We start from the raw sequence: 20,795 nt of genomic DNA, 5'->3' as shown, positions 1-20,795 counted from the left end.
GAAGCGCCCGCCGCGGCCCGCCCGCACGGGTGCTGGGACGAGGACGGGGTAGCCCTGGCCCTACCTCACCACGCCGCGCAGGTAGGCCAGCACCGCCAGCACCCGCCGGTTGTCGTCGTCGGTCGCGGGCAGGTCGAGCTTGGCGAACACGGAGGCCACGTGCTTGCCGACGGCCGCCTCCGTGATCGACAGGGCACGGGCCACGGCGCTGTTGGAACGGCCCTCGGCGATCAGCGCCAGCACCTCCCGCTCCCGGGGCGAGAGCCGGTAGGCCGGCTCGGTGACCTCCCTGGCCCGCGCCCACGACAGCTCGAACAGGTCGATGAGGGTGGCGATCAACCCCTGCTGCCTGATCATCAAGGCGCCCGGCGTGTAGGCGATCGGGGTGATCCGGATGAACGCCACGGAGCGGTCGAAGATGAGCAGCTGCTGGATGGGCTCGTCGATGACCCGGTGCAGGTCGCCGGCGGCGTGCAGCTCTTTGATGCGGGCGGCCTTGCGCGGGTCGTCCAGCACGCTCGAATGGACGATCGTGCGCATCGCCAGGCCCTCGCGCAGGGCGTCCAGCACGGTACGCCTGCTGCGCTGCTCGTCCCGGCCCTGCTCGCGCGAGCCCACCGGGTGCATGGCCCGCAGCTCGGCCGACGACCGGGTGGCGCGCAGGATCTGCCGGCGGACGAGCTCGGGGTCCTCCAGCCGCTCGACGTCGACGGGGATGCCGCGCAGCTCGCCGACCACCTCTTCCAGGCGGCGGGCGAGGTGGTCAAGCGACTGGCTCTCGGTCACCGCTCCTCCTCCGCACGCGCAGCCCATTCTCCCCGCCCTGCGAAGGGATGCCCAAATCGGCGAAGGGGCGCCGTCCGGCTGGACGGCGCCCCGGTTCGCGGGACCGCTGGGCGGCGCTGATCAGTCGCGCGGGTCCCAGCCGTCGGTGTCCACGTCCAGGTCCAGCTCGTCGGCGATGTCGCCCCAGTCGGCGAACTTGAAGTTGGTGTTCTCCCGGTCCGCCGTGGCCGGCGTGTTCACGCCGTCGTGGGCGATGAACATGCCCTCGTCGAACTCGCCCAGCGGCACGTTGAGCACGGTAGAGCCGTCGCTCACCTCCGAGCCGTCGATGCCGTTCGCCTCACCGATCCGGAACTGGCCGAGGTAGGCGTTGGAGCCCTCCCTGCGGTAGACGGCGAAGGTGTTGTCGCCCTGGCTGGAGGCCAGCAGGTAGCCCTTGCCGTCCTCGCGGTAGTAGATGGTCAGGCCCTCGGCGTCCGCGGTGAGGTGCGTGCCGCCGTAGCCGGGGTCGGCGCCGGGGGTGCACTCCTCGGTCGCGGGGTCGTAGGTGCCCGGGACGCCGTACTCGCGGACCTTGTCCACCAGGACGGGCGTGCCGGTGAGGTCGGCGCGCATCCGCCAGATGCCGACGTCCTCCTGGGCGGCGTAGAGCACGTCCCGCTGCTGGTCCACGACCATGCCCTCGACCTGCGCCTGCTCGTCCGGCTCAAGGCAGGGGGACCAGGTCTGGCCGTTCGGCAGGGTGAAGGAGCCCGGCAGGGTCAGCGTCCGCACGAGCTGGTAGCCGATCTTGCCGCCCGGCTTGGCGAGCAGCTTGACCAGGCCGACCGAGGTCTTGTGCCGGCGGCTGACCAGCGCGTACGTGCCGGTGGAGTCCTTCCAGGCGGCCAGGCCGTAGGCCGTCTCGGCGTCGTTGACCTGCTGCTGCGTCGTGCTGAACACGAACGGCGCGGCCGGGTCGGTCACGTCGGTGAGGTGGCCGTGCGAGATGGCGTAGATGCGCAGCGTGTCCCGGCCGCGGTCGGAGACGATCGCCAGGTCCCTGCCGCCGAAGCCGTAGGCGACGTCGACGTTGTTGAAGCGGCCTGCCTCGTCGTCGGGCCCGGGGGCGGCGGGCGCCGGCAGATGCTGGAGCTGCTGCCCGTCGAGGTCGTAGACGTACAGGCCGCCCTTCTTGGCGGTGGCGATCACCACGCTGTCCTCGGAGTCGGACGGGTCGACCCAGATCGCGGGGTCGTCGCCGTTGGCGTCGCCGCCGGCCTCGTCGTCGTACAGGGAGGGGGTCTCGACTTCGGGGTACACGGTCGCCACGCCGGCACCGGCCGCGGGGACGGCGATCCCGCCCAACACGGTCAACATCAGGGCTGCCAGGGAGAGCCTGGACAGGGGACGCATTGCGCCTCCTCGTTCGGGGTGTTGATGTTGTCCCAAAAGGTAACGACCAGTTTACAAGAAATCAATAGGTCGTCCTTATGTCAGGACATTAGGTGTTGCACGGATGTCAGGGCATGCCGGAGCGCCCGGCCGGGGATCCTCCCGGCCGGGCTGTGCGACGGCCCGCGCTAGCTGCGGTTGACGCGCCAGAAGTCCGACATGGCCTGGCGGTTCTGCAGGTCGCCGAGCAGGCCCTTGGGGTCGGTGTGGAAGAGCTGGCCCTGCCAGTCCGACAGGCCCGGCGGGGTGACCATCGGCTTGACCGTGCTGTTGCCCGAGACGCCGCCCTCGCCGATCTCGTGCTTGACGCCCTCCTCGGTCATGATGAAGTGCACGAACAGCTTGGCCGCGTTGGGGTGCTTGCTCTTGGTGGCGATCGCCGCGTACTTGGGGTAGCTGAAGCCGGTGAAGGGGGTCATCCCCTCGCAGGCGGCCTGGTGGTAGCCCTTGTCCTCGTTGTTGCGGAACTTCGAGATCGACATGAAGCCGATCTTCTTGTCCGTGGCGGCCGGCGCGCCCACCGCGGCGGAGATGTCCTCGTCGGAGCCGGTCAGCACCGGCTTGTTGAGCGACAGGCGCTTGATCCACTCCTGCGCGGCGCTCTTCTCCTCGGTCTTCAGCGGCTTGCCGTACTTGGCCTGGTAGGCCTGTTCGAGCGCCTGGTTGCCGTACGCGTCGAGCTGGGTGAAGAACGACAGCACGGTCGGCTTGCCCAGCGGGTCCTGCATCACCAGCTTGCCGGACCACTCCGGATCGGTCAGGTCCCAGACGTTCTTCACCGGGCAGCCGCCGGGGGAGAGCTTGGTGTTGTAGCCGAAGACCGTCGCCTTGGAGAGCGCGAGCAGCGGGTTCTGGTTCTCGGCGGGGATCTGGTCCTTCAGGTCGCCGGGGATCCACGTCTGGGTGACGCCCTGCGGCGCCAGCTGGCCGACCAGGACGCCGCCGTCCTCGTACATGGCCGCGTCGATGGTGACGTTGTCGGCGGCGTGCTCCCTGGTCATCTTCTCGGCCGTCTGCGGGGTGTCCGACTTGACCCCCTCCATGGCGATGCCGTACTTCGCGGTGAACGCCTTGGCCACTTCCTCGATGTCGCCGCTGGAGTCGTAGACCAGGACGCTGCCTTCCTTCTTCGCCGCGGCGACCAGCGCCTCCAGGTCGAAGTTCGCATCGAGCGAGGGGCCGGGCAGCGCCTTGGCCGTCGCCGCCGCCGACGGTCCTCCGCCTGCGGTGGAGGGCGCGCACGCCACTGCGGCGGTCGCCAGCAACGCCATGGAGATGATCTTCCCGGTACGCCTCATGATGGCGTCACTCCTCTTGCCTCTCGGATTCGCAAGGCGCCGCGCCAGCCCCGACCGGCGCCATTGTGTGCTCACGATGAACGTCACGTGAATAATTTGTCAAGACATTCTTACGTGGATCTCCGGTCACGGACCCGCGTCCCAGCTACGACAGTTCATCCTTATGTCAGGACAAAGTCTTGACTGTTCATCTCCTGTTCATCTAGAACTGGAGGCCCCCCTGGATGAGGAGCGATCATGCGTGTGGGTCTGCTGGGCCTTGGACGTATAGGCATGTTCCATGCCACCACCCTGTCCGCCTTGGTTGACGAGCTCGTCGTGTCCGACGTGGACACGGCGAGGGCGGAGGAGGTGGCCCGGCGGCTCGGCGCCCGGACCGGCGATCCCTTCGACGCGGACGCGGTGGTGCTCGCGACGCCGACCTCCGCCCACGCCGAGGGCCTGCTGAGGGCGTGCGAGCGGGGAGTGCCGGCGTTCTGCGAGAAGCCGGCCGCGCCGACCGTCAAGGAGACGTTACGGGTGGCCGAGGCCGTCGAACGGGCCGGGATCGGCGTGCACATCGGCTTCCAGCGTCGCTTCGACGCCGGCTACCGAGCCGCCCGCGAGGCGCTGCTGGCGGGCGAGCTCGGCGAACTGCACCGCGTGCACATGCTGACCGGCGACCCCGCGCCGCCGCCCGCCGAGTACGTCGCCCAGTCCGGCGGCATCTTCCGCGACTGCCACATCCACGACTTCGACATCCTGCGCTGGGTCACCGGCCGCGAGGCGGACACGGTGCAGGCGGTCGGCGCCAACCGCGGCGAGCCGTACTTCGCCGCCGCCGGGGACGTCGACACCAGCGCCGCCCTGATCGTCATGGACGACGGCACGCTGGTCACCCTGCAGGGCTCCCGTTACAACGGCGCCGGCTACGACGTGCGCATGGAGCTGGCCGGCACCCTGGGCACCCGCGCCGTCGGGCTCGGCGACCGCGCCCCGTTGCGCTCGGCCGAGGGCCTGAGCCCGGACGGGCCGCCGTGGCCGGACTTCCAGACCAGGTTCGAGGACGCCTACGTCGCCGAGATGGGCGCGTTCCTGTCGATGGCCAGGGGCGAGAGCGAGAGCCCCTGCACCGTCCGCGACGCCCTGGCCGCCCTCTACCTGGCCGAGGCCGCCGACCTGGCGCGCCGCGAGGGCCGTCCGGTGCGCGTGCTGGAGGTGGCCAAGTGAGGATCGCCGCCGCACCCATCTCCTGGGGCGTGTGCGAGGTGCCCGGATGGGGACACCAGCTCACCGCCGACCGCGTGCTCGCCGAGATGGCCGAGCTGGGCCTGACCGCCACCGAGCTGGGCCCCGACGGCTTCCTGCCCGCCGACCAGGACCTGCTCGGCCGGTACGGGCTGCGCGCCGTGGGCGGATTCGTCCCCGCGGTCCTGCACGACCCCGCCCACGACCCGCTGCCCGCCCTCCGCGCCACCTGGGCCGCCTTCGACCCGGACGTGGTCGTCGTGCTGGCCGCCGCCACCGGCGCCGACGGCTACGACGCCCGTCCCGAGCTGGACGACACCGGCTGGCGCACCCTGCTCGGCAACCTCGACCGCGCCTTCCACGAGGCCAAGGGCGACGGCCGCGCGCTCACCCTGCACCCCCACGTCGGCACCATGGTCGAGACCGGCCAGGAGGTGGACCGGGTGCTCGGCGGCAGCGCCGTCCCGCTCTGCCTGGACACCGGCCACCTGCTCATCGGCGGCGGCGACCCGCTGGACCTGGTCACCCGCGTCCCCGAGCGGATCGCCCACGTGCACCTGAAGGACGTCGACGCCGCGCTCGCCGCCCGCGTCCGGGCCGGCGAGCTGACCTACACCGACGCCGTCCGCGCCGGGATCTACCGCCGGCTCGGCCGCGGCGACGTGGACGTCCGGGGCATCGTCGAACGCCTGACCGCCGCCGGCTACGACGGCTGGTACGTCATGGAGCAGGACGTCGTCCTCGACGCCGAGCCCCCGGCGGGCGCCGGCCCGGCCGACGACGTGCGGGCGGGCGTGGCGTTCCTGCGGGGCCTGGCGTGAGCGCCCTCGACGTGCTGACGATGGGCCGGGTCGGCGTGGACGTCTACCCGCTCCAGAGCGGCGTGTCGCTGCGGCACGTGGAGACGTTCGGCAAGTACCTGGGCGGCAGCCCCACCAACGTGGCCGTGGCCGCCGCCCGCCTGGGCCGCTCCAGCGCGGTGATCACGCGGACCGGCGACGACCCGTTCGGCGCGTTCGTCCGCGACGCGCTGCGCTCCTACGGCGTGGACGACCGCCTGGTCGGCGCCGTGCCCGGCCGGCCGACGCCGGTCACGTTCTGCGAGATCAGGCCGCCGGACGACTTCCCGCTCTACTTCTACCGCCAGGACGCGCCCGACCTGGAGATCGCGCCCGGCGACCTCGACCTGGCGGCCGTCACCGAGGCGCGGCTGTTCTGGGCCACCGTGACCGGCCTGTCGGCCGAGCCGTCCCACGCCGCCCACCTGGCCGCCTGGCAGGCCCGCGGGCGCGCCCGGCACACCGTGCTCGACCTGGACTACCGGCCCATGTTCTGGGCCGACGCGGCCACCGCCGGCAAGCGGGTGCGGGAGGCGCTCGCGCACGTCACCGTCGCGGCCGGCAACCTCGACGAGGTCGAGGTGGCCACCGGCACCCGCGACCCGCGCGCGGCCGGGGAGGCCCTGCTGGCCGCGGGCGTCGAGCTGGCCATCGTCAAACAGGGCCCGGACGGCGTGCTCGGCATGACCGCCACGGAGACCGTACGGGTGCCGCCCGTCCCGGTCGAGGTGGTCAACGGGCTCGGCGCCGGCGACGCCTTCGGCGGCGCGCTCTGCCACGGCCTGCTCGAAGGCTGGCCGCTGGAACGCACTCTGCGCTTCGCCAACGCCGCGGGCGCGATCGTCGCCGGACGCCTGGCCTGCGCGCCCGCGATGCCCACGGCGGACGAGGTCGAGGCCGTCCTGTCCGCCACCCTCTCGGAAGGAGCCGTCACGCATGCGTGAGCAGGACTACCGCCGGCTGCTCGACCAGCGCGCCTGGCAGCCGGAGCGCGTCGCCGAGGCGGCGGCCGCCCGCCGGCGCCGGCCCCTCAGGAACGGCAGGGAGCAGCTGCTCATCATCGCGGCCGACCATCCGGCCCGCGGCGCCCTCGGCGTGGCCGGCCACCCGATGGCCATGCGCAGCCGCGCCGACCTGCTCGACCGGCTCATGACCGCCCTGGCCAGGCCCGGCGTGGACGGCCTGCTGGCCACCCCCGACATCGTCGAGGACCTGCTGCTGCTCGGCGCGCTCGACGACAAGATCGTCATCGGCTCGATGAACCGCGGCGGCGTGCACGGCTCGGTGTTCGAGTTCGACGACCGCTTCACCGCCTACGACGCCCCCACCATCGCCGCGATGGGCCTGGACGGCGGCAAGATGTTGTGCCGGATCGCGCTGGAGGACAGCGCCACCGCCGCCACCCTGGCCAGCTGCGGCCAGGCCGTCACCGACCTGGCCAGGCACGGCCTGATGGCGATGGTCGAGCCGTTCTGGTCCAGGCGGCAGGACGGCGTGGTGCGGCACGACCTGTCGCCCGAGGCCGTGATCCACGCCATCAGCGTCGGCCAGGGGCTCGGCGCGACCTCCGCCCGCACCTGGCTGAAGATCCCGGTCGTGCCGGAGATGGAACGCGTCGTGGAGTCCACGACCCTGCCCGTGCTGCTGCTGGGCGGCGACTCCGGCCAGGACACCGGCGAGATGTACGACTCCTGGCGCAAGGCGCTGCGCCTGCCCGGCGTGCGCGGCCTGGTGGTCGGCCGGGCGCTGCTCTACCCGCCCGACGGGGACGTGGGCGCCGCCGTGGACACCGCGCTCGGCCTGCTGGAGGGCGGCGTGCCCGATCTCGTGCAAGGAGGTGCCTCATGAGGCTGACCACGGCCCAGGCGCTGACCCGCTTCCTGGCCGCCCAGTGGTCGGAGCGCGACGGCGTCGAGCAGCGGCTGATCGCCGGCGTGCTCGGGATCTTCGGCCACGGCAACGTCGCGGGCGTCGGCCAGGCGCTGGCCGAGCAGGGCGCGGGCACGGGCGACGCGCTGCCGTACTATCTGGCCCGCAACGAGCAGGCCATGGTGCACACGGCCGTCGGCTACGCCCGTACCCGCGCGCGGCTGTCCACCTTCGCCTGCACGACGTCCATCGGGCCCGGCGCCACCAACCTGGTCACCGGCGCGGCGCTGGCCACGATCAACCGGGTGCCGGTGCTGCTGCTGCCCGGCGACGTCTTCGCCACCCGCGCCCCCGGCACGGTGCTGCAGGAGCTGGAGGACCCCCGGTCCTACGACGTGTCGGTCAACGACTCGCTGCGCCCGGTGTCGCGCTTCTTCGACCGGATCAACCGCCCGGAACAGCTCCCGGCCGCGCTGCTGGCGGCGATGCGGGTGCTCACCGACCCCGCCGAGACGGGCGCGGTCACGCTCGCGCTGCCCCAGGACGTGCAGGCCGAGGCCCACGACTGGCCCGAGGAGCTGTTCGCCCGGCGGGTCTGGCACGTCCCCCGCCCGGTCCCCGAGCCGGCCGCGCTGGCCAGGGCGAAGGAGCTGCTGCGCGGCTCCCGCCGGCCGCTGATCGTGGCCGGCGGCGGCGTCCGGTACAGCGGGGCCTGGGCGGAGCTGACCCGCTTCGCCGAGAACCACGGCGTGCCGGTGGGCGAGACGCAGGCGGGCAAGGGCGCGCTGCCCTACGACCACCCCCGCGCGGCCGGCGCGATCGGCCACACCGGCACCGACGCGGCCAACACCCTGGCCCGCGAGGCCGACCTGGTCATCGGCGTCGGCACCCGCTACACCGACTTCACCACCGCCTCCAGGACGCTGTTCGGGCAGGCCGCCTTCCTCAACGTCAACGTCACCGCCTTCGACGCGGCCAAGAACGCGGGCGCCATGCTCGTCGCCGACGCCCGCGAGGCCCTGCGCGCCCTCGACGAGGTGGACTGGCGGGCCGACCCGGAATGGACCCACCGGGCCGCCGCCCTGGCCGCCGCCTGGCAGTCGGAGATCGGCCACACCTACGCGGGCGCCGAGCTCACCCAGCCCGTCATGCTCGGGATCCTCAACGAGGTCGCCGGAGGCGGCGTGGTGGTCAACGCGGCCGGCTCGATGCCGGGCGACCTGCACCGCCTCTGGCGGCCCGCCGACCCCGAGCAGTACCACGTCGAGTACGGCTACTCCTGCATGGGCTACGAGATCGCCGGCGGCCTCGGGGTGAAGCTGGCCGCGCCGGACCGCGAGGTGTTCGTGCTGGTCGGCGACGGGTCGTACCTGATGATGGCGCAGGAGATCGCGACCGCCGTGCAGGAGCGGATCAAGCTGGTGATCGTCCTGGTGGACAACCGGGGCTTCGCCTCCATCGGCAACCTCAGCGAGTCGGTGGGCGCCCGGCGGCTCGGCACCGCGTACCGCACCCGCGGGCCCGGCGGCGAGCTCGACGGCGAGCCCCTGCCGGTGGACCTGGCCGCCAACGCCGCCAGCCTGGGCGCCGACGTGCTGCGCGCCGACGGCCCCGAGTCGCTGCGGGCCGCCCTGGTCAAGGCCAAGGAGTCGGCCAGGACCACCGTCGTGCACGTCGAACCCGTCCCCGGCGGCGGCCCGGGCGCGCAGGCCTGGTGGGACGTGCCGGTCGCGCAGGTGTCCGGCCTGCCCGAGGTCCGGGCCGCGCGCGAGCGCTACGACGAGGCCAAGCGCGACCAGCGGCTCTACCTCTGATGGGCTGGACGCTGGCCTTCGCCGCGGTGGCCGTCCTGTTCGTGCTGATCAGCGGGGCCAACGACGGCGCCACGCTGATCGGCCTCGGCCTGCGGTTCCCGCGCACGCCCGGCTGGCTGGCCGCCGCGCTGCTCGTCGCGGTCCTGTTCGCCGGGCCGTACGTGCTGGGCGTCGCGGTCGCGCGGACCTTCACCGAGGGGCTCGCGGGGCTCGACTCAGGGAGCGGCGCGGCCGTGTTCCTGGCCGGCGTGGTGATCGCCGTCGTGGTGGTGGCGGCGCTGACCGGCAGAGGGCTGCCCACCAGCCTGACGCTGGCGGTGATCGGCGGCATCGCGGGCGCCGGGCTCGGCGCCGGCCTGCCGGTGGCCTGGCCGAGCCTGGTCACCGTCCTGGCGATCGGGGCGTGCGCGCCGCTGGTCGGGCTGGGGCTCGGCTACCTGCTGGGCACCGCGTCCCGGCGGGTGCCGTCCTCGCGCCGGATGCCGGGGCTGGTGCTGGCCGCCCACCTGGTGGCGTACGCGGCCCAGTGCCTGGCCTACGCCGTCAACGACGGCCAGAAGATGATCGCCGTGGTGAGCGTCGCCGTGGACGTGGGCCGCAACGGGCTCGGCCGGGTCGGGCCCGTCCAGCTCGCCCCCGGGTGGATGGCCGTGCTGGTGGCGCTGTTCCTCGCCGGGGCGCTGACCACGCTGCCCCGGGTGGGCGAGCGGGTCGGCCGCGGCCTGGTCATCACCCGGCCGCTGCACGTGCTGTCGGCCGAGACGGCGGCCACCGGAGCCGTCCTCGGCAGCTCGGCCCTGGGCAGCCCGGTGAGCATGACCCAGTCCGTGACCGCCGGGGTCGTCGGCGTGGTGGCAAGCGAAGGAAGCAGGAGGGTGCGATGGCAAGGAGTGCTGAACATGGGTACGGCGTGGCTGGTCACGCTGCCGTCGTCCATGGCCCTGGGCGTCCTGGCCGGGCTCGGCCTGAGGCTGCTGTGAGCGGCGGACGGCCCCGCCGGCTCGCCCGCGCCTGGGACGAGCTGCGCGGCCGGTCCGGGCGGCGGGTGATCGACCTGATCCGCGGCCAGGTCGCCGTGGCCAGGGAGGGCGCCGTGCTGGCCCGCTCGGCCGCCTCCGGCACGACCGGCCAGGCCGCCGCCCGCGCCCGCATGGCCGAGGTCGAGCACGAGGGCGACGCCGCCCGCGCCGAGCTCGTCCGGGCGCTGAGACGGGTGCTGGCCACCCCCATCGACAGGGAGGACCTGTTCCGGCTCTCCCGCTCGATCGACGACGTGCTGGACCAGCTACGCGACTTCGTCCGCGAGGCCGACCTGTTCGGGCCCGCCGACCTCACCTTCGCCGCCGAGCCGCTGCGCGCCGTCATCGACGGCCTGGACCAGCTCGAACGGGCCCTGCTGAAGATCACCGGCGATCCCGGCTCGGTCACCGTGGCCGTGCTCGCCACCCGCAAGTCCCGCAGCCGCGTCCGCCAGCTCTACCAGGCCCGGCTCACCGAGCTGTTCGCCGGCCCGCTGGACATGGACACCCTGCGCGAACGCGAGCTGCTCTCCCGCCTGGACGCCGTGGGCCGCCGGCTCGGCGAGGCCGCCGACGCCCTCGCCGACGCCATGCTCAAACGAAGCCACTGAAACCCCCGAAGGAAGACCATGGCTGTTCTGACCAAGACGGAACCGCCGCCTCGCCCGCCGAGACGGCGCCGACTCCGCTACCGCCTCCAGGTCCTGCGGCACGACCCGACCGCCGCGCTCGGCCTGATCCTCGTCGTCCTGCTCGCCTACCTCGTCGTCGCCCCCTGATCGCGGTCCTGTCGGACGCCTTCCGCCTCCAGTTCGGCGACGAGCTGCACGCCGGCCAGCAGCCGGGCGAGTGGACCGGCTACTACCTGTGGCGGGTCTTCCGCTCCCAGATCAGCGGCCTGCTGTTCTGGGGCCCGCTGGTCAACACGCTGGTCGTCGCGGTCGGCACCGTGCTGTTCGCGCTGCTGCTCGGCGGCGGGATGGCCTGGCTGGTGACCCGGACCAACGTGCCCGGCCGCAAGTGGCTGGCCGGGGCGCTGGTGGTGCCGTACATGCTGCCGTCGTGGACGTTCTCGCTGGCCTGGCTGACGCTGTTCAAGAACGAGCGGGCCGGGGGTCAGGTGGGCTTCCTGGAGTCGGCCGGCGTGCGCACCCCCGACTGGCTGGCCTACGGCCCGCTGCCGATCATCGTCACGCTCGGGCTGCACTACTACCCGTTCGTGCTGCTGCTGGTCGGCAACGCGCTGCGCAGGATCGACGTCCAGCTCGAGGACTCGGCCCGGATCCTCGGGGCGCCGCGGCGCGTCGTCGTGCGGCGGATCGTGGTGCCGCTGATGCTGCCCGCGCTCTCCTCGGCCGTGCTGCTCGTGGTCGGGCGGGTGCTCGGCACGTTCGGCACCCCGTACGTGCTCGGCCTGCCCGCCGACTACCAGGTGCTGTCCACCGGGCTGTTCCAGTCGATCAGGGACCGCAGCACCGGCGTGGCGTCCGTGCTCGCCACCGTCATCGTGATCATCGGCGTGCTGATCGTCTTCACCGACATGCGGCTGATGCGCGAGCAGCGCAGGTTCGTCACCGTCGGCGGCAAGGGCGCGATGGACCGGCTGGGCGACCTGCGCGGCTGGCGCTGGCCCGCCTTCGCGCTGGGCGCGGTGGTCTTCGTGGTCAGCGTGCTGATCCCGGTGCTCACGCTGCTGCTGTCCACGCTCACCCGAACGCCGCTGGACCTGTCGACCCTGACGCTCGACTACTGGATCGCCGACCGGCTCCCCGGCGCGGTCGGGTTCCCGCACGGCATCCTGCGCGGCTCCGAGCTGTGGCAGGCCGCCTGGAACTCGCTGCGCATCGTCGGCCTGGCCTCGCTGATCTGCGCGGTCGCCGGCCTGCTCATCGGGTACGTCGTGGTCCGCGGCACCGCGCCGCGCATCGCCGGGTTCCTGCGCCAGGTGTCGTTCCTGCCGTACCTCATCCCCGGCATCGCCTTCGCCGCCGCCTCGCTGTCGCTGTTCGCCGTCGCCCGCGGGCCCGTCCCGGCGCTGTACGGGACGACGTTCCTGCTGATCCTGGTCATGGCCGTGACGCACCTGCCGTACAGCTCGCGCTCGGGCATCGCGGCGATGATGCAGCTCGGCCGGGAGCCGGAGGAGGCCGCGCAGATCGCCGGGGCCTCCTGGTGGCACCGGATGCGGCGGATCATCTTCCCGATCCAGAAGGGCGCCCTGGTCACCGGGATCGTGTTGCCGTTCATCTCGGGGCTGAAGGAGCTCAGCATCGTCGTGATGCTGACCACCACCGGCACCCAGCTTCTCACGACGCTCTCCATCGGCCTGGTCGACTACGGATACACGCAGCTCGCCAACGGCGTCGTCCTCATGATCGCTTTGCTCTCCTTCACCATGACTTCCCTGACCCAGCGGCTGACCAAGAGCAGCCTGGCGTCCGGCCTAGGAGGATAGATGCCGAACATCACCTTGAGCGCAGTCTCCAAGAGCTACGGCGGCGGCGACTACGCGGTGAAGAACCTCGACCTCGTGGTCCCCGACGGCGCCTTCATGTGCCTGCTCGGCCCCTCCGGCTGCGGCAAGACCACCACGTTGCGCATGATCGCCGGCCTTGAGCAGCCCACCGCGGGCAGCATCGCCGTCGGCGAGCGCGTCCTGGACTCCGTCGAGCAGGGGGTCTACGTCCCGCCCGAGAAGCGGGCGATGGGGCTGGTGTTCCAGAACTACGCGCTCTGGCCGCACCTGTCCGTGCGCGACAACGTGGAGTTCGGGCTGCGCATGCGCAAGGTGCCGGCCCCCGAGCGGCGCTCGCGGGCCGAGGCGGCGCTGCGGATGGTGCACGTCGACGCCGCCATGGACCGTTACCCGTCCCAGCTGTCCGGCGGCCAGCAGCAGCGCGTCGCCCTGGCCAGGATGCTCGCGGTCAACCCGTCCGTGCTGCTGCTGGACGAGCCGCTGTCCAACCTCGACGCCCGGCTGCGCCTGGAGATGCGGGCCGAGCTCAAGCGCATCCACGAGGAGTCCGGCGCGACGATCGTCTTCGTCACCCACGACCAGCTCGAAGCCCTCACCATGGCCACCGACGTCGCCGTCATGAACGAGGGCGAGCTGCAGCAGCTCGCCGCGCCCATGGAGATGTACGAGCGGCCCGCCAACCGGTTCGTCGCCGAGTTCGTCGGCAGCCCGCCGATGGCCATCGTGGACACCGGCGCCGCGCCCGGCGGGCTGGCCGCGTCCCTGCTGCGGTTCGTCGAGGCGCGCGGCTCGGGGGTCACCCCGTCCGCCGTCGGCATCCGGCCCGAGGCGCTGCGGCTCGGCGCGCCGCCCGCCGCCGCCTGGAGCGAGGAGGCGCTGGTCGAGGCCGTGCTGCCGGCCGGCTCCTCCTGGACGGTACGGCTGCGCGTCCTGGACACCGAGCTGTTCGCCCTGTCGTACACGCCGGTGCGGGCCGCGCCCGGCGACGTGCTGCCCTGCTGGACCGAGCAGCTCCACCTGTTCGGCGCGGACGGCGCCCGCATCTCCTCCTGGGACCGGGCGGAGGTGACCGCGTGATCCGTCCCAAGGCGCTGCTCCTGGACTTCGGCGGCGTGATCGTCGAGACCGCCAAGCGGCCGTCCTGGGCGGCCGAGCTGGCCGCCGAGGTGCACACCATGCTGGCCAGGACCGGGTTCGACGGCCTGACCGCCGAGGACGTCGAGAGCGACATCCGGGCCGGGGCGCGGGCCGACAAGTACTGGAAGGACTCCACGTCCCGGCAGTTCGCGCCCGAGGAGATGACCCACCGCCGGTTCTGGGCCGAGTTCGTCGCCACCGACTGGCCCGAGCAGGCCCGCACGCTGGTCACCGTCGAGGCGACGCCCCTGTGCAAGCGCATGGGCGAGCTGCGCAGCGACAGGAAGCTGCGCACCGGCATGGCCGAGCTGCTGAACGCCTGCCTGCGCAACGGCGTCGTCCCCGCCGTCGTCAGCAACGCGCTGTGCGGGGCCGTGCACCGCGACTACCTCGCCGGGAGCGGGCTGGACCACCTGCTCGCCGCGCAGGTCTACAGCGACGAGGTCGGCGTGCGCAAGCCGAACCCCGAGATGATCCTGCTCGCCTGCCGCGCCCTCGGCGTGGACCCCGCCGACGCCTGGTACGTCGGCGACAACTACGACCGGGACGTGATCTGCGGCGCCCGGGCCGGGGCGGGGGCGACCGTCCTGATGGTCTCCGCGAGCACCGACAAGATCCCGTACCGGGTACGGCAGAGCCCTCAGGCCACGGTCGAGGACCCCCGCGCCCTGCTGACCCTCCTGGAGGAGACATGGACGTGAACACCTCGCGCGAGCTGGCCGCCATCGCGGCCGAGGCGGCCAGGGCGGTCGGCGACCGGCTGCGCGGCGCCTTCCGCTCCCGTCCCGAGATCCAGACCAAGCGCGACTTCCACGACCCGGTGACCGAGCACGACAAGGCGGCCGAGGAGGGCATCCGCGAGGTGCTCGACAGGCTCTGCCCCGACAGCGTCGTGGTGGGCGAGGAGGGCGGCACCAGGGGACAGGGCGCCATCAGCTGGTACGTCGACCCCATCGACGGCACCGCCAACTTCGCCGTCGGCCTGCCGTTCTTCTGCACCTCGATCGCCGCCGCCGTGGACGGCGAGGTGGTGGCCGGGGTGATCTACGACCCGGTGCGCGACGACGAGTTCACCGCCTGGCTCGGCGGCGCCGTCTGCAACGGCGAGCCGCTGCGCAGCGCGGGCGCCCGCGCCGACCGCGAGGCGGTGCTGCTGTCCAGCTATCCCACGCCGCGCGACCTGGCCGAGGACGAGGAGGGCGCGCTGCGCCGCTTCTCCAGGATGACCCAGTCGTTCGCGACCATCCGCCGGCCGGGCAGCGCCGCGCTCAAGCTCGCCCACGTCGCCGCCGGCTGGTCCGACGTCGCGTACGGCACCCGCGTCAACGCCTGGGACGTCGCGGCCGGATCCCTGCTGGTCCGGCAGGCCGGCGGCGTCTACATCCCGCTGTCGGGCAGCGTCTTCGAGCCGGGCGGCTACCTGGCCTGCGTCGGCGGGTTCGACCTGGCCTCCTCGGTGCTGGCCGACGTGGCCGCCGGGGCCGTCGGGGCTGCCGACGTCGCCGGGGCGGGGAGCGCGACGTGATCCGCTGGATCGTGACCGACCTCGACGGCACGCTCGTCGGGCGCGACCTGGCCATGGTGCCCGCCGCCCGGGACGCGCTGCGCCGCTACCGGGCCGCGGGCGGCGAGGTCGTCATCGCCACCGGCCGCATGGAACGCTCGGCCCGGCCCTACTACGACGAGCTGGGCCTGGACGGCCCGGCCATCCTCTACAACGGCGCCCGCACCGTGAACCTGGCGACCGGCGAGGTGCTGCGCTCCCGCCACCTGCCCGCCACCGCCTGGAAGACGCTGCTCGGCCTGTTCGGCGAGCTGCCCGCGGGCGTGTACCCGGTGGCCTTCTCCGGCGGGGCGGCGCTGGCCGTGGACGACGTCCCGGAGCTGCGGGACTACGCCCGGCGGGACGGCATCACGCTGCGCGACCCCGGCGACTGGGCGGCGCTGCCCCCGACGGGATCACCAAGTTCATGCTGATCGGCGACCGCCTGCCGGACCTGGACATCGCGGGCACGGTCACCGTCCGGTCGGAGGCGACGTACCTGGAGGTGCTGCCGGAGGGGGCGACCAAGGGCAGCGCCCTGCGCGAGCTGGCGAAGGCCAGGGGAGTGCCGCTCGACCAGGTCGCCGCCATCGGCGACAACCCCAACGACATCGACATGATCCAGGCCGCCGGCCTGGGCATCGCGGTCGGCGACGGCCACCCGGACGTCCTGTCGGCCGCGGACGTGGTCGCGCGTCCCTGCGCCGACGGCGCGCTCGTGGACGCGGTGGAACTGGCACTGGGAGAGGGAGAACGGTGAAGTCGGTCAAGCATTGGATCAACGGCGCCCTGACGGACGGCGGTGACCGGACGGCGGAGATCTTCAACCCGGCCACGGGTGAGGTCAGCGGTCACGTGGCGCTGGCGTCGGTGGCCGAGGTGGACGCGGCCGTGGCCGCCGCGGTGGCGGCCTTCCCGGCGTGGCGGGACTCCTCGCTGATCAAGCGCGGCCGGGTCCTGTTCCGGTTCCGTGAGCTGATGTACGCCCATCGGGACGAGCTGGCCGGGCTGATCTCGGCCGAGCACGGCAAGGTGCATTCGGATGCGTTGGGGGAGGTGGCGCGCGGACTGGAGGTGGTGGAGTTCGCGTGCGGGATCCCGCATCTGCTCAAGGGTGGTTTCTCCGAGGGTGTCTCGACCCGGGTGGATTCGTATTCGATGCGGCAGCCGTTGGGGGTGGTGGCGGGGATCACGCCGTTCAACTTCCCGGCGATGGTGCCGATGTGGATGTTCCCGGTGGCGATCGCGTGTGGGAACGCGTTCGTGCTGAAGCCGTCGGAGCGGGATCCGTCGGCGTCGTTGCTGATGGCGCGGTTGTGGCGGGAGGCGGGGCTGCCCGACGGGGTGTTCTCGGTGGTGCAGGGCGACAAGGTGGCGGTGGACCGGCTGCTGGAGCATCCGGACGTGGCGGCGGTGTCGTTCGTGGGTTCGACGCCGATCGCCCGGTACGTGTACGAGACGGGCAGTGCGCACGGCAAGCGGGTGCAGGCGCTGGGCGGGGCCAAGAACCACATGCTGGTGCTGCCGGACGCGGATCTGGATCTGGTGGCTGATGCGGCTGTGTCGGCGGGGTTCGGGTCGGCGGGTGAGCGGTGCATGGCGATCTCGGTCGTGCTGGCCGTGGACCCGGTGGGGGACGACCTGGTGCGCCGGATCGTCGACCGGGTGGACAAGCTGGTGCTGGGGCCGGGTGATGATCCGCGGTCGGAGATGGGGCCGCTGGTGACGGCGGCGCATCGGGACAAGGTGGCCTCCTACCTGGATCTGGGCGTCGAGGAGGGTGCCAAGCTCGTCGTGGACGGGCGGGAGAGCGAGGTGCTGGGGGGCCGGGGCGAGGGCTTCTGGCTCGGGCCGACGGTGCTGGATCATGTGCCGGTGGGGTCGCGGACGCACACCGAGGAGATCTTCGGTCCGGTGTTGTCGGTGGTGCGGGTGTCCTCGTACGAGGAGGGCCTGCGGGTGATCAACGAGGGTGTGTACGGCAACGGCACGGCGATCTTCACCAACGACGGCGGGGCGGCGCGGCGGTTCCAGAACGAGGTCGAGGTGGGGATGGTGGGGATCAACGTGCCGATCCCGGTGCCGATGGCGTTCTACAGTTTCGGCGGGTGGAAGTCGTCGTTGTTCGGTGACACGCATGTGCACGGCACCGAGGGGGTGCATTTCTACACGCGGGGCAAGGTCGTGACCTCGCGCTGGCTGGACCCGTCCCACGGCGGCGTGAACCTGGGCTTCCCCACGAACGGGTGACCCCGCGCCCGCCCTCCTCACAGGATCGACTCGAAGCCTGTGCGGCCGTTGCATGAGGGCGGGATGATCGGGTAGGCAGGGCGGCATGTCACTTTCGCACTGTGCGGGCTGGTTGCTGGCCGGACGCTACCGGCTGCTGTCCGAACTGGGCCGCGGTGGCATGGGCCGGGTCTGGCGGGCCCACGACGAGCTGCTCGACCGGCAGGTCGCGGTCAAGGAGGTCACCCTCGGGCACACGCTGGGGGCCGAGCGGGAGCGGCTGCTCGGGCGGACGATGCGGGAGGCGCGGCTGGCCGCCCGGCTGAGCCACCCGCACATCGCCGCCGTCTACGACGTGGTGGTGGCCGACGAGCGGCCGTGGATCGTGCTCCAGCTCGTGCCCTCGCGCAGCCTCGCCGACGTGATCGCCGAACGCGGGCCGCTGTCCCCGCCCGACGCCGCGCGCCTCGGGTTGCAGGTGCTGGAGGCGCTGAGCGCGGCGCACGCCGACGGCATCGTGCACCGCGACGTCAAGCCCGGCAACATCCTGCTGAACGGCGACCGGCACGCCCTGCTCACCGACTTCGGCCTGGCCACCACCCTCGACGACCAGGCCAACATCACCCAGTCGGGCATGGTGGTGGGCACGCCCGCCTACATCGCCCCGGAACGCCTGCGCGGCGGCCACGCGACCCCGCAGGCCGACCTGTGGTCCCTCGGCGCCACCCTGTACGCGGCCGTCGAAGGCCAGTCGCCCTTCCCGCACAGCGGCCACCTGGCGGCCCTGACGGCGGTACTCACCTCCGAGCCCGCGCCGTTCCACCTGGCCGGGCCGCTCGCGCCGGTCATCGCCGGTCTCCTGGCGAAGGACCCCGCCCGCCGGATCGACGGCGAGGAGGCCCGGCGGCGCCTGACCCGGGTGGCCGCGCTGCGCGACGAGGAACCCCACGACACCGCCGCCATCCCTTTGGCCGCCTCCCTGCCCAACACCGGCGACCTCCTTCCCCCCACCCTCTTCCCGCCCACCCCGGCCCCGGAGGTCTCCCTCCCCGCCCCGGCCCCCGTCCCCGCCGCGCGCGCCGACATCCCGTCGGAGGCCCCCGGCCCGCAAGCCGTTCCCGTGCCGCGCGCCCCCGCCCCGGACGCCAGGCGGCGGATCCCGGGGTGGGACCGCGTGGGACGCAGGACCAGCGAGCGGAACCACGCGGTGCGCCGGACCATGCCCGACGCCGCGCGAGGGCTGCGCGCGCACCGCGAGCTGCTGCCGTTCTCGGTGTCGATCCCGCAGCCGAGCAGGCCGCAGCGCTGGCGGCAGCTCACCGCCCTGGCCGCGCTCGTCACCAGCGTGCTGCTCACGACGTCCTGGAACGGCGACGGCGGCGGGCCCGCCACCCCCGCACCCCCCGCACCCCCTCCTACGCCGACCCGGCGCCGAACCAGGCCCCCGAGCACGCGGGCATCATGCACGCCGTCGCCGCCTCGCGCGACCGCACCCCGGAGGACGCTTCCGACCGCGCGGCCGAGCAGAGCGGCTCCCGCCGCCGTCCGCCCGCCCAGCCGCTGGCGCAGCCACCGGCCCAGCCGCCCGCCGTGACCGGCGCCAGGTCGGGCGCCACTTCCGCGGCCACTTCCGGCAAGGGCCGCAAGGTCGGCCATCAGGGCGCAAAGGCCAAACACGGCAAGGGCCGCGCCCGCGGCCACACCAAACACTAGGAACCCCGCGCCCCTGCTGCGGAGGGCGTCAGGCGAGGGGGAGGCGGAGGACGAAGCGGGCGCCCTTGGGGGAGTCCTCGATGGTCAGCGTGCCGTGGTGCGCCGTCGCGATCTCGCGGGCGATCGGCAGCCCGAGGCCGGTGCCGCCGGCGTCGCGGTTGCGGGAGTCGTCCAGGCGGGTGAAGCGCTGGAAGACGAGCTCGCGCTGGGCCGGTTCGATGCCTCCGCCGTCGTCCAGGACCTCCAGCACGGCCCTGCCGTCCTCCTCCCGGACCGTCACGGTGACCTGCGTCTCGGCGTGCCGCTCGGCGTTGTCCAGCAGGTTCGTCAGCAGACGGGTGAGCTGCAGCCGGTCGCCCATGACGACCACGCCCTCGTCAGGGCCGGTGACCACGCGCCTGGCCCGCGGCCTGGCGGTCTCGGCGGCGACCAGCTCGCCGAGGTTCACCGGCTCGCGGTCGCTCGGCGCCCCGGCGTCCAGCTTGGTCAGCGTGAGCAGGTCGGTGACGATGGCCTGCAGCCGGTCGAGGCTGGCCAGCACCTGGGTGCTGGTCTCCCGCCAGTCGGTCTCCTCCGGATGCAGCATGGCCTCCTCGATCTGCGCGCGCATGGCGGTGATCGGGCTGCGCAGGTCGTGCGAGGCGTCCCCGGCGAACCTGCGCTGCTGCTCCATCGCGGCCTCCAGGCGCGCCCGCGCGGTCTCCAGCCGTTCCAGCGTCTGGTTGGCGGTCTCGGCCAGGGCTCTGATCTCGTCGTCGGTGTCCGGGACGGGCACCCGCAGGCCGCCGCCGTCCGCGGTGATCTCGGCGAGCCGCTTGGTGATGCTGCTGACGGGGGCGAGCGTCCTGGCCACGACCCGCGACACCCCGAAGAAGGTCAGCCCGACCAGCAGCGCCGACACCACGATCTGGAACAGCACGACCTGCGGGCTGACGTACCAGGGGACCGCGGGGTCGAAGGCGTAGATGATCCAGGTGCCCTCGGGCTGGAAGGCGCGCAGGGCGACCACGAGCTCGCACCGGTCGGGAAAGGCCGGCAGGTCGCAGCTCCTGCTGACGTAGTTGGCCTGGTCGCGGGGGACATGGGCCGTCTGGCGGGGGGCGCCGGCCAGGTTGGGCGTCCAGGCGACGGCCTGTCCGGCCGGGTCGACGACCTGGATGCCGTCGAGGCCGAGGGGTTCCAGCACCTGGGGCAACTGGTTGCGCTTGACCATGAGGAGCACGCGCAGGGCTCGCCCGGACACGTCGCTGGCGCGCACGTCGGCGACGTCGTCGTGGATGCCGAACATGACGAAGCCGCTGACGACGACGTTCAGCAGCAACATGGCGATGCCGGCGAGCAGTGCCAGCCGCGTACGCAGCGACCGGCGCAACCGTGTTCTCACCCGTCTCCCCCGGGATCAGCAGAACAC

At 73.0% G+C, this 20,795-nt stretch carries 20 protein-coding genes; 16 read left to right on the top strand and 4 right to left on the bottom strand.

Annotated elements, in window-relative coordinates; all coding sequences use genetic code 11:
* Positions 1-60: 60 nt before the first annotated feature.
* From ACNF49_RS44925 to ACNF49_RS44915, 3 genes are all read right to left on the bottom strand, one after another.
* Positions 61-786 (bottom strand): helix-turn-helix transcriptional regulator, encoded by a 726-nt coding sequence (locus ACNF49_RS44925; RefSeq protein ID WP_482941546.1) that lies wholly within the window; start codon positions 784-786, stop codon positions 61-63.
* Positions 787-906: 120 nt separating this feature from the next.
* On the bottom strand, positions 907-2,181 hold the full coding sequence (locus ACNF49_RS44920) for a phytase (RefSeq protein ID WP_482941545.1): 1,275 nt from the start codon (positions 2,179-2,181) through the stop codon (positions 907-909).
* 167 nt (positions 2,182-2,348) lie between these two features.
* Positions 2,349-3,518: an ABC transporter substrate-binding protein gene (locus ACNF49_RS44915; RefSeq protein ID WP_357979896.1), complete on the bottom strand. Its 1,170-nt coding sequence runs from the start codon at positions 3,516-3,518 to the stop codon at positions 2,349-2,351.
* 237 nt (positions 3,519-3,755) lie between these two features.
* Here ACNF49_RS44915 and ACNF49_RS44910 point away from each other — a divergent pair, with 237 nt between their 5' ends.
* From ACNF49_RS44910 to ACNF49_RS44835, 16 genes are all read left to right on the top strand, one after another.
* On the top strand, positions 3,756-4,727 hold the full coding sequence (locus ACNF49_RS44910) for a Gfo/Idh/MocA family protein (protein WP_482941544.1): 972 nt from the start codon (positions 3,756-3,758) through the stop codon (positions 4,725-4,727).
* Positions 4,724-5,566 (top strand): TIM barrel protein, encoded by an 843-nt coding sequence (locus ACNF49_RS44905; protein WP_482941543.1) that lies wholly within the window; start codon positions 4,724-4,726, stop codon positions 5,564-5,566. The genes ACNF49_RS44910 and ACNF49_RS44905 overlap by 4 nt, the downstream gene beginning before the upstream one ends.
* 20 nt (positions 5,567-5,586) lie before the next feature.
* Complete coding sequence (gene iolC / locus ACNF49_RS44900; protein ID WP_482945669.1) at positions 5,587-6,528, top strand: 5-dehydro-2-deoxygluconokinase; 942 nt, start codon at positions 5,587-5,589, stop codon at positions 6,526-6,528.
* Positions 6,521-7,432 (top strand): class I fructose-bisphosphate aldolase, encoded by a 912-nt coding sequence (locus tag ACNF49_RS44895; RefSeq protein WP_357979907.1) that lies wholly within the window; start codon positions 6,521-6,523, stop codon positions 7,430-7,432. Before iolC ends, ACNF49_RS44895 begins: the two co-directional genes overlap by 8 nt.
* Positions 7,429-9,267 (top strand): 3D-(3,5/4)-trihydroxycyclohexane-1,2-dione acylhydrolase (decyclizing), encoded by a 1,839-nt coding sequence (iolD, locus tag ACNF49_RS44890; protein WP_482941542.1) that lies wholly within the window; start codon positions 7,429-7,431, stop codon positions 9,265-9,267. The genes ACNF49_RS44895 and iolD overlap by 4 nt, the downstream gene beginning before the upstream one ends.
* Complete coding sequence (locus ACNF49_RS44885; protein WP_357979913.1) at positions 9,267-10,247, top strand: inorganic phosphate transporter; 981 nt, start codon at positions 9,267-9,269, stop codon at positions 10,245-10,247. The genes iolD and ACNF49_RS44885 overlap by 1 nt, the downstream gene beginning before the upstream one ends.
* Complete coding sequence (locus ACNF49_RS44880; RefSeq protein WP_357979916.1) at positions 10,244-10,897, top strand: DUF47 domain-containing protein; 654 nt, start codon at positions 10,244-10,246, stop codon at positions 10,895-10,897. The genes ACNF49_RS44885 and ACNF49_RS44880 overlap by 4 nt, the downstream gene beginning before the upstream one ends.
* Before the next feature lie 18 nt (positions 10,898-10,915).
* Complete coding sequence (locus tag ACNF49_RS44875; RefSeq protein ID WP_482941541.1) at positions 10,916-11,065, top strand: hypothetical protein; 150 nt, start codon at positions 10,916-10,918, stop codon at positions 11,063-11,065.
* Between the two features lie 170 nt (positions 11,066-11,235).
* Complete coding sequence (locus ACNF49_RS44870) at positions 11,236-12,741, top strand: ABC transporter permease (protein ID WP_482941540.1); 1,506 nt, start codon at positions 11,236-11,238, stop codon at positions 12,739-12,741.
* A complete protein-coding gene (locus ACNF49_RS44865) occupies positions 12,742-13,839 on the top strand; it encodes an ABC transporter ATP-binding protein (protein WP_357979919.1) in 1,098 nt (365 codons plus the stop codon). It begins immediately after the preceding gene.
* Positions 13,836-14,600, top strand: a complete 765-nt coding sequence (locus tag ACNF49_RS44860) for an HAD family hydrolase (RefSeq protein WP_482941539.1) — start codon at positions 13,836-13,838, stop codon at positions 14,598-14,600. Before ACNF49_RS44865 ends, ACNF49_RS44860 begins: the two co-directional genes overlap by 4 nt.
* Entirely contained in the window at positions 14,591-15,424 is an 834-nt protein-coding gene (locus ACNF49_RS44855) for an inositol monophosphatase family protein (protein WP_449918000.1), read from the top strand. The genes ACNF49_RS44860 and ACNF49_RS44855 overlap by 10 nt, the downstream gene beginning before the upstream one ends.
* Entirely contained in the window at positions 15,421-15,876 is a 456-nt protein-coding gene (locus ACNF49_RS44850) for an HAD family hydrolase (RefSeq protein WP_482941538.1), read from the top strand. The genes ACNF49_RS44855 and ACNF49_RS44850 overlap by 4 nt, the downstream gene beginning before the upstream one ends.
* Complete coding sequence (locus tag ACNF49_RS44845) at positions 15,870-16,202, top strand: HAD family hydrolase (RefSeq protein ID WP_482941537.1); 333 nt, start codon at positions 15,870-15,872, stop codon at positions 16,200-16,202. The genes ACNF49_RS44850 and ACNF49_RS44845 overlap by 7 nt, the downstream gene beginning before the upstream one ends.
* Positions 16,199-17,692, top strand: a complete 1,494-nt coding sequence (locus tag ACNF49_RS44840) for a CoA-acylating methylmalonate-semialdehyde dehydrogenase (protein ID WP_482941536.1) — start codon at positions 16,199-16,201, stop codon at positions 17,690-17,692. Before ACNF49_RS44845 ends, ACNF49_RS44840 begins: the two co-directional genes overlap by 4 nt.
* A gap of 85 nt (positions 17,693-17,777) precedes the next feature.
* Complete coding sequence (locus ACNF49_RS44835) at positions 17,778-19,265, top strand: serine/threonine-protein kinase (RefSeq protein ID WP_482941535.1); 1,488 nt, start codon at positions 17,778-17,780, stop codon at positions 19,263-19,265.
* Positions 19,266-19,412: 147 nt separating this feature from the next.
* Here ACNF49_RS44835 and ACNF49_RS44830 read toward each other — a convergent pair whose 3' ends face one another.
* Positions 19,413-20,768, bottom strand: coding sequence for a sensor histidine kinase (locus tag ACNF49_RS44830; RefSeq protein ID WP_482941534.1), 1,356 nt, complete (start codon positions 20,766-20,768; stop codon positions 19,413-19,415).
* Positions 20,769-20,795: the final 27 nt, after the last annotated feature.

The organism is Actinomadura sp. ATCC 39365, assembly GCF_054392275.1.
The sequence above is the reverse complement of the archived record's forward strand: the minus strand, read 5'-3'. Positions and strand labels throughout refer to the sequence as shown.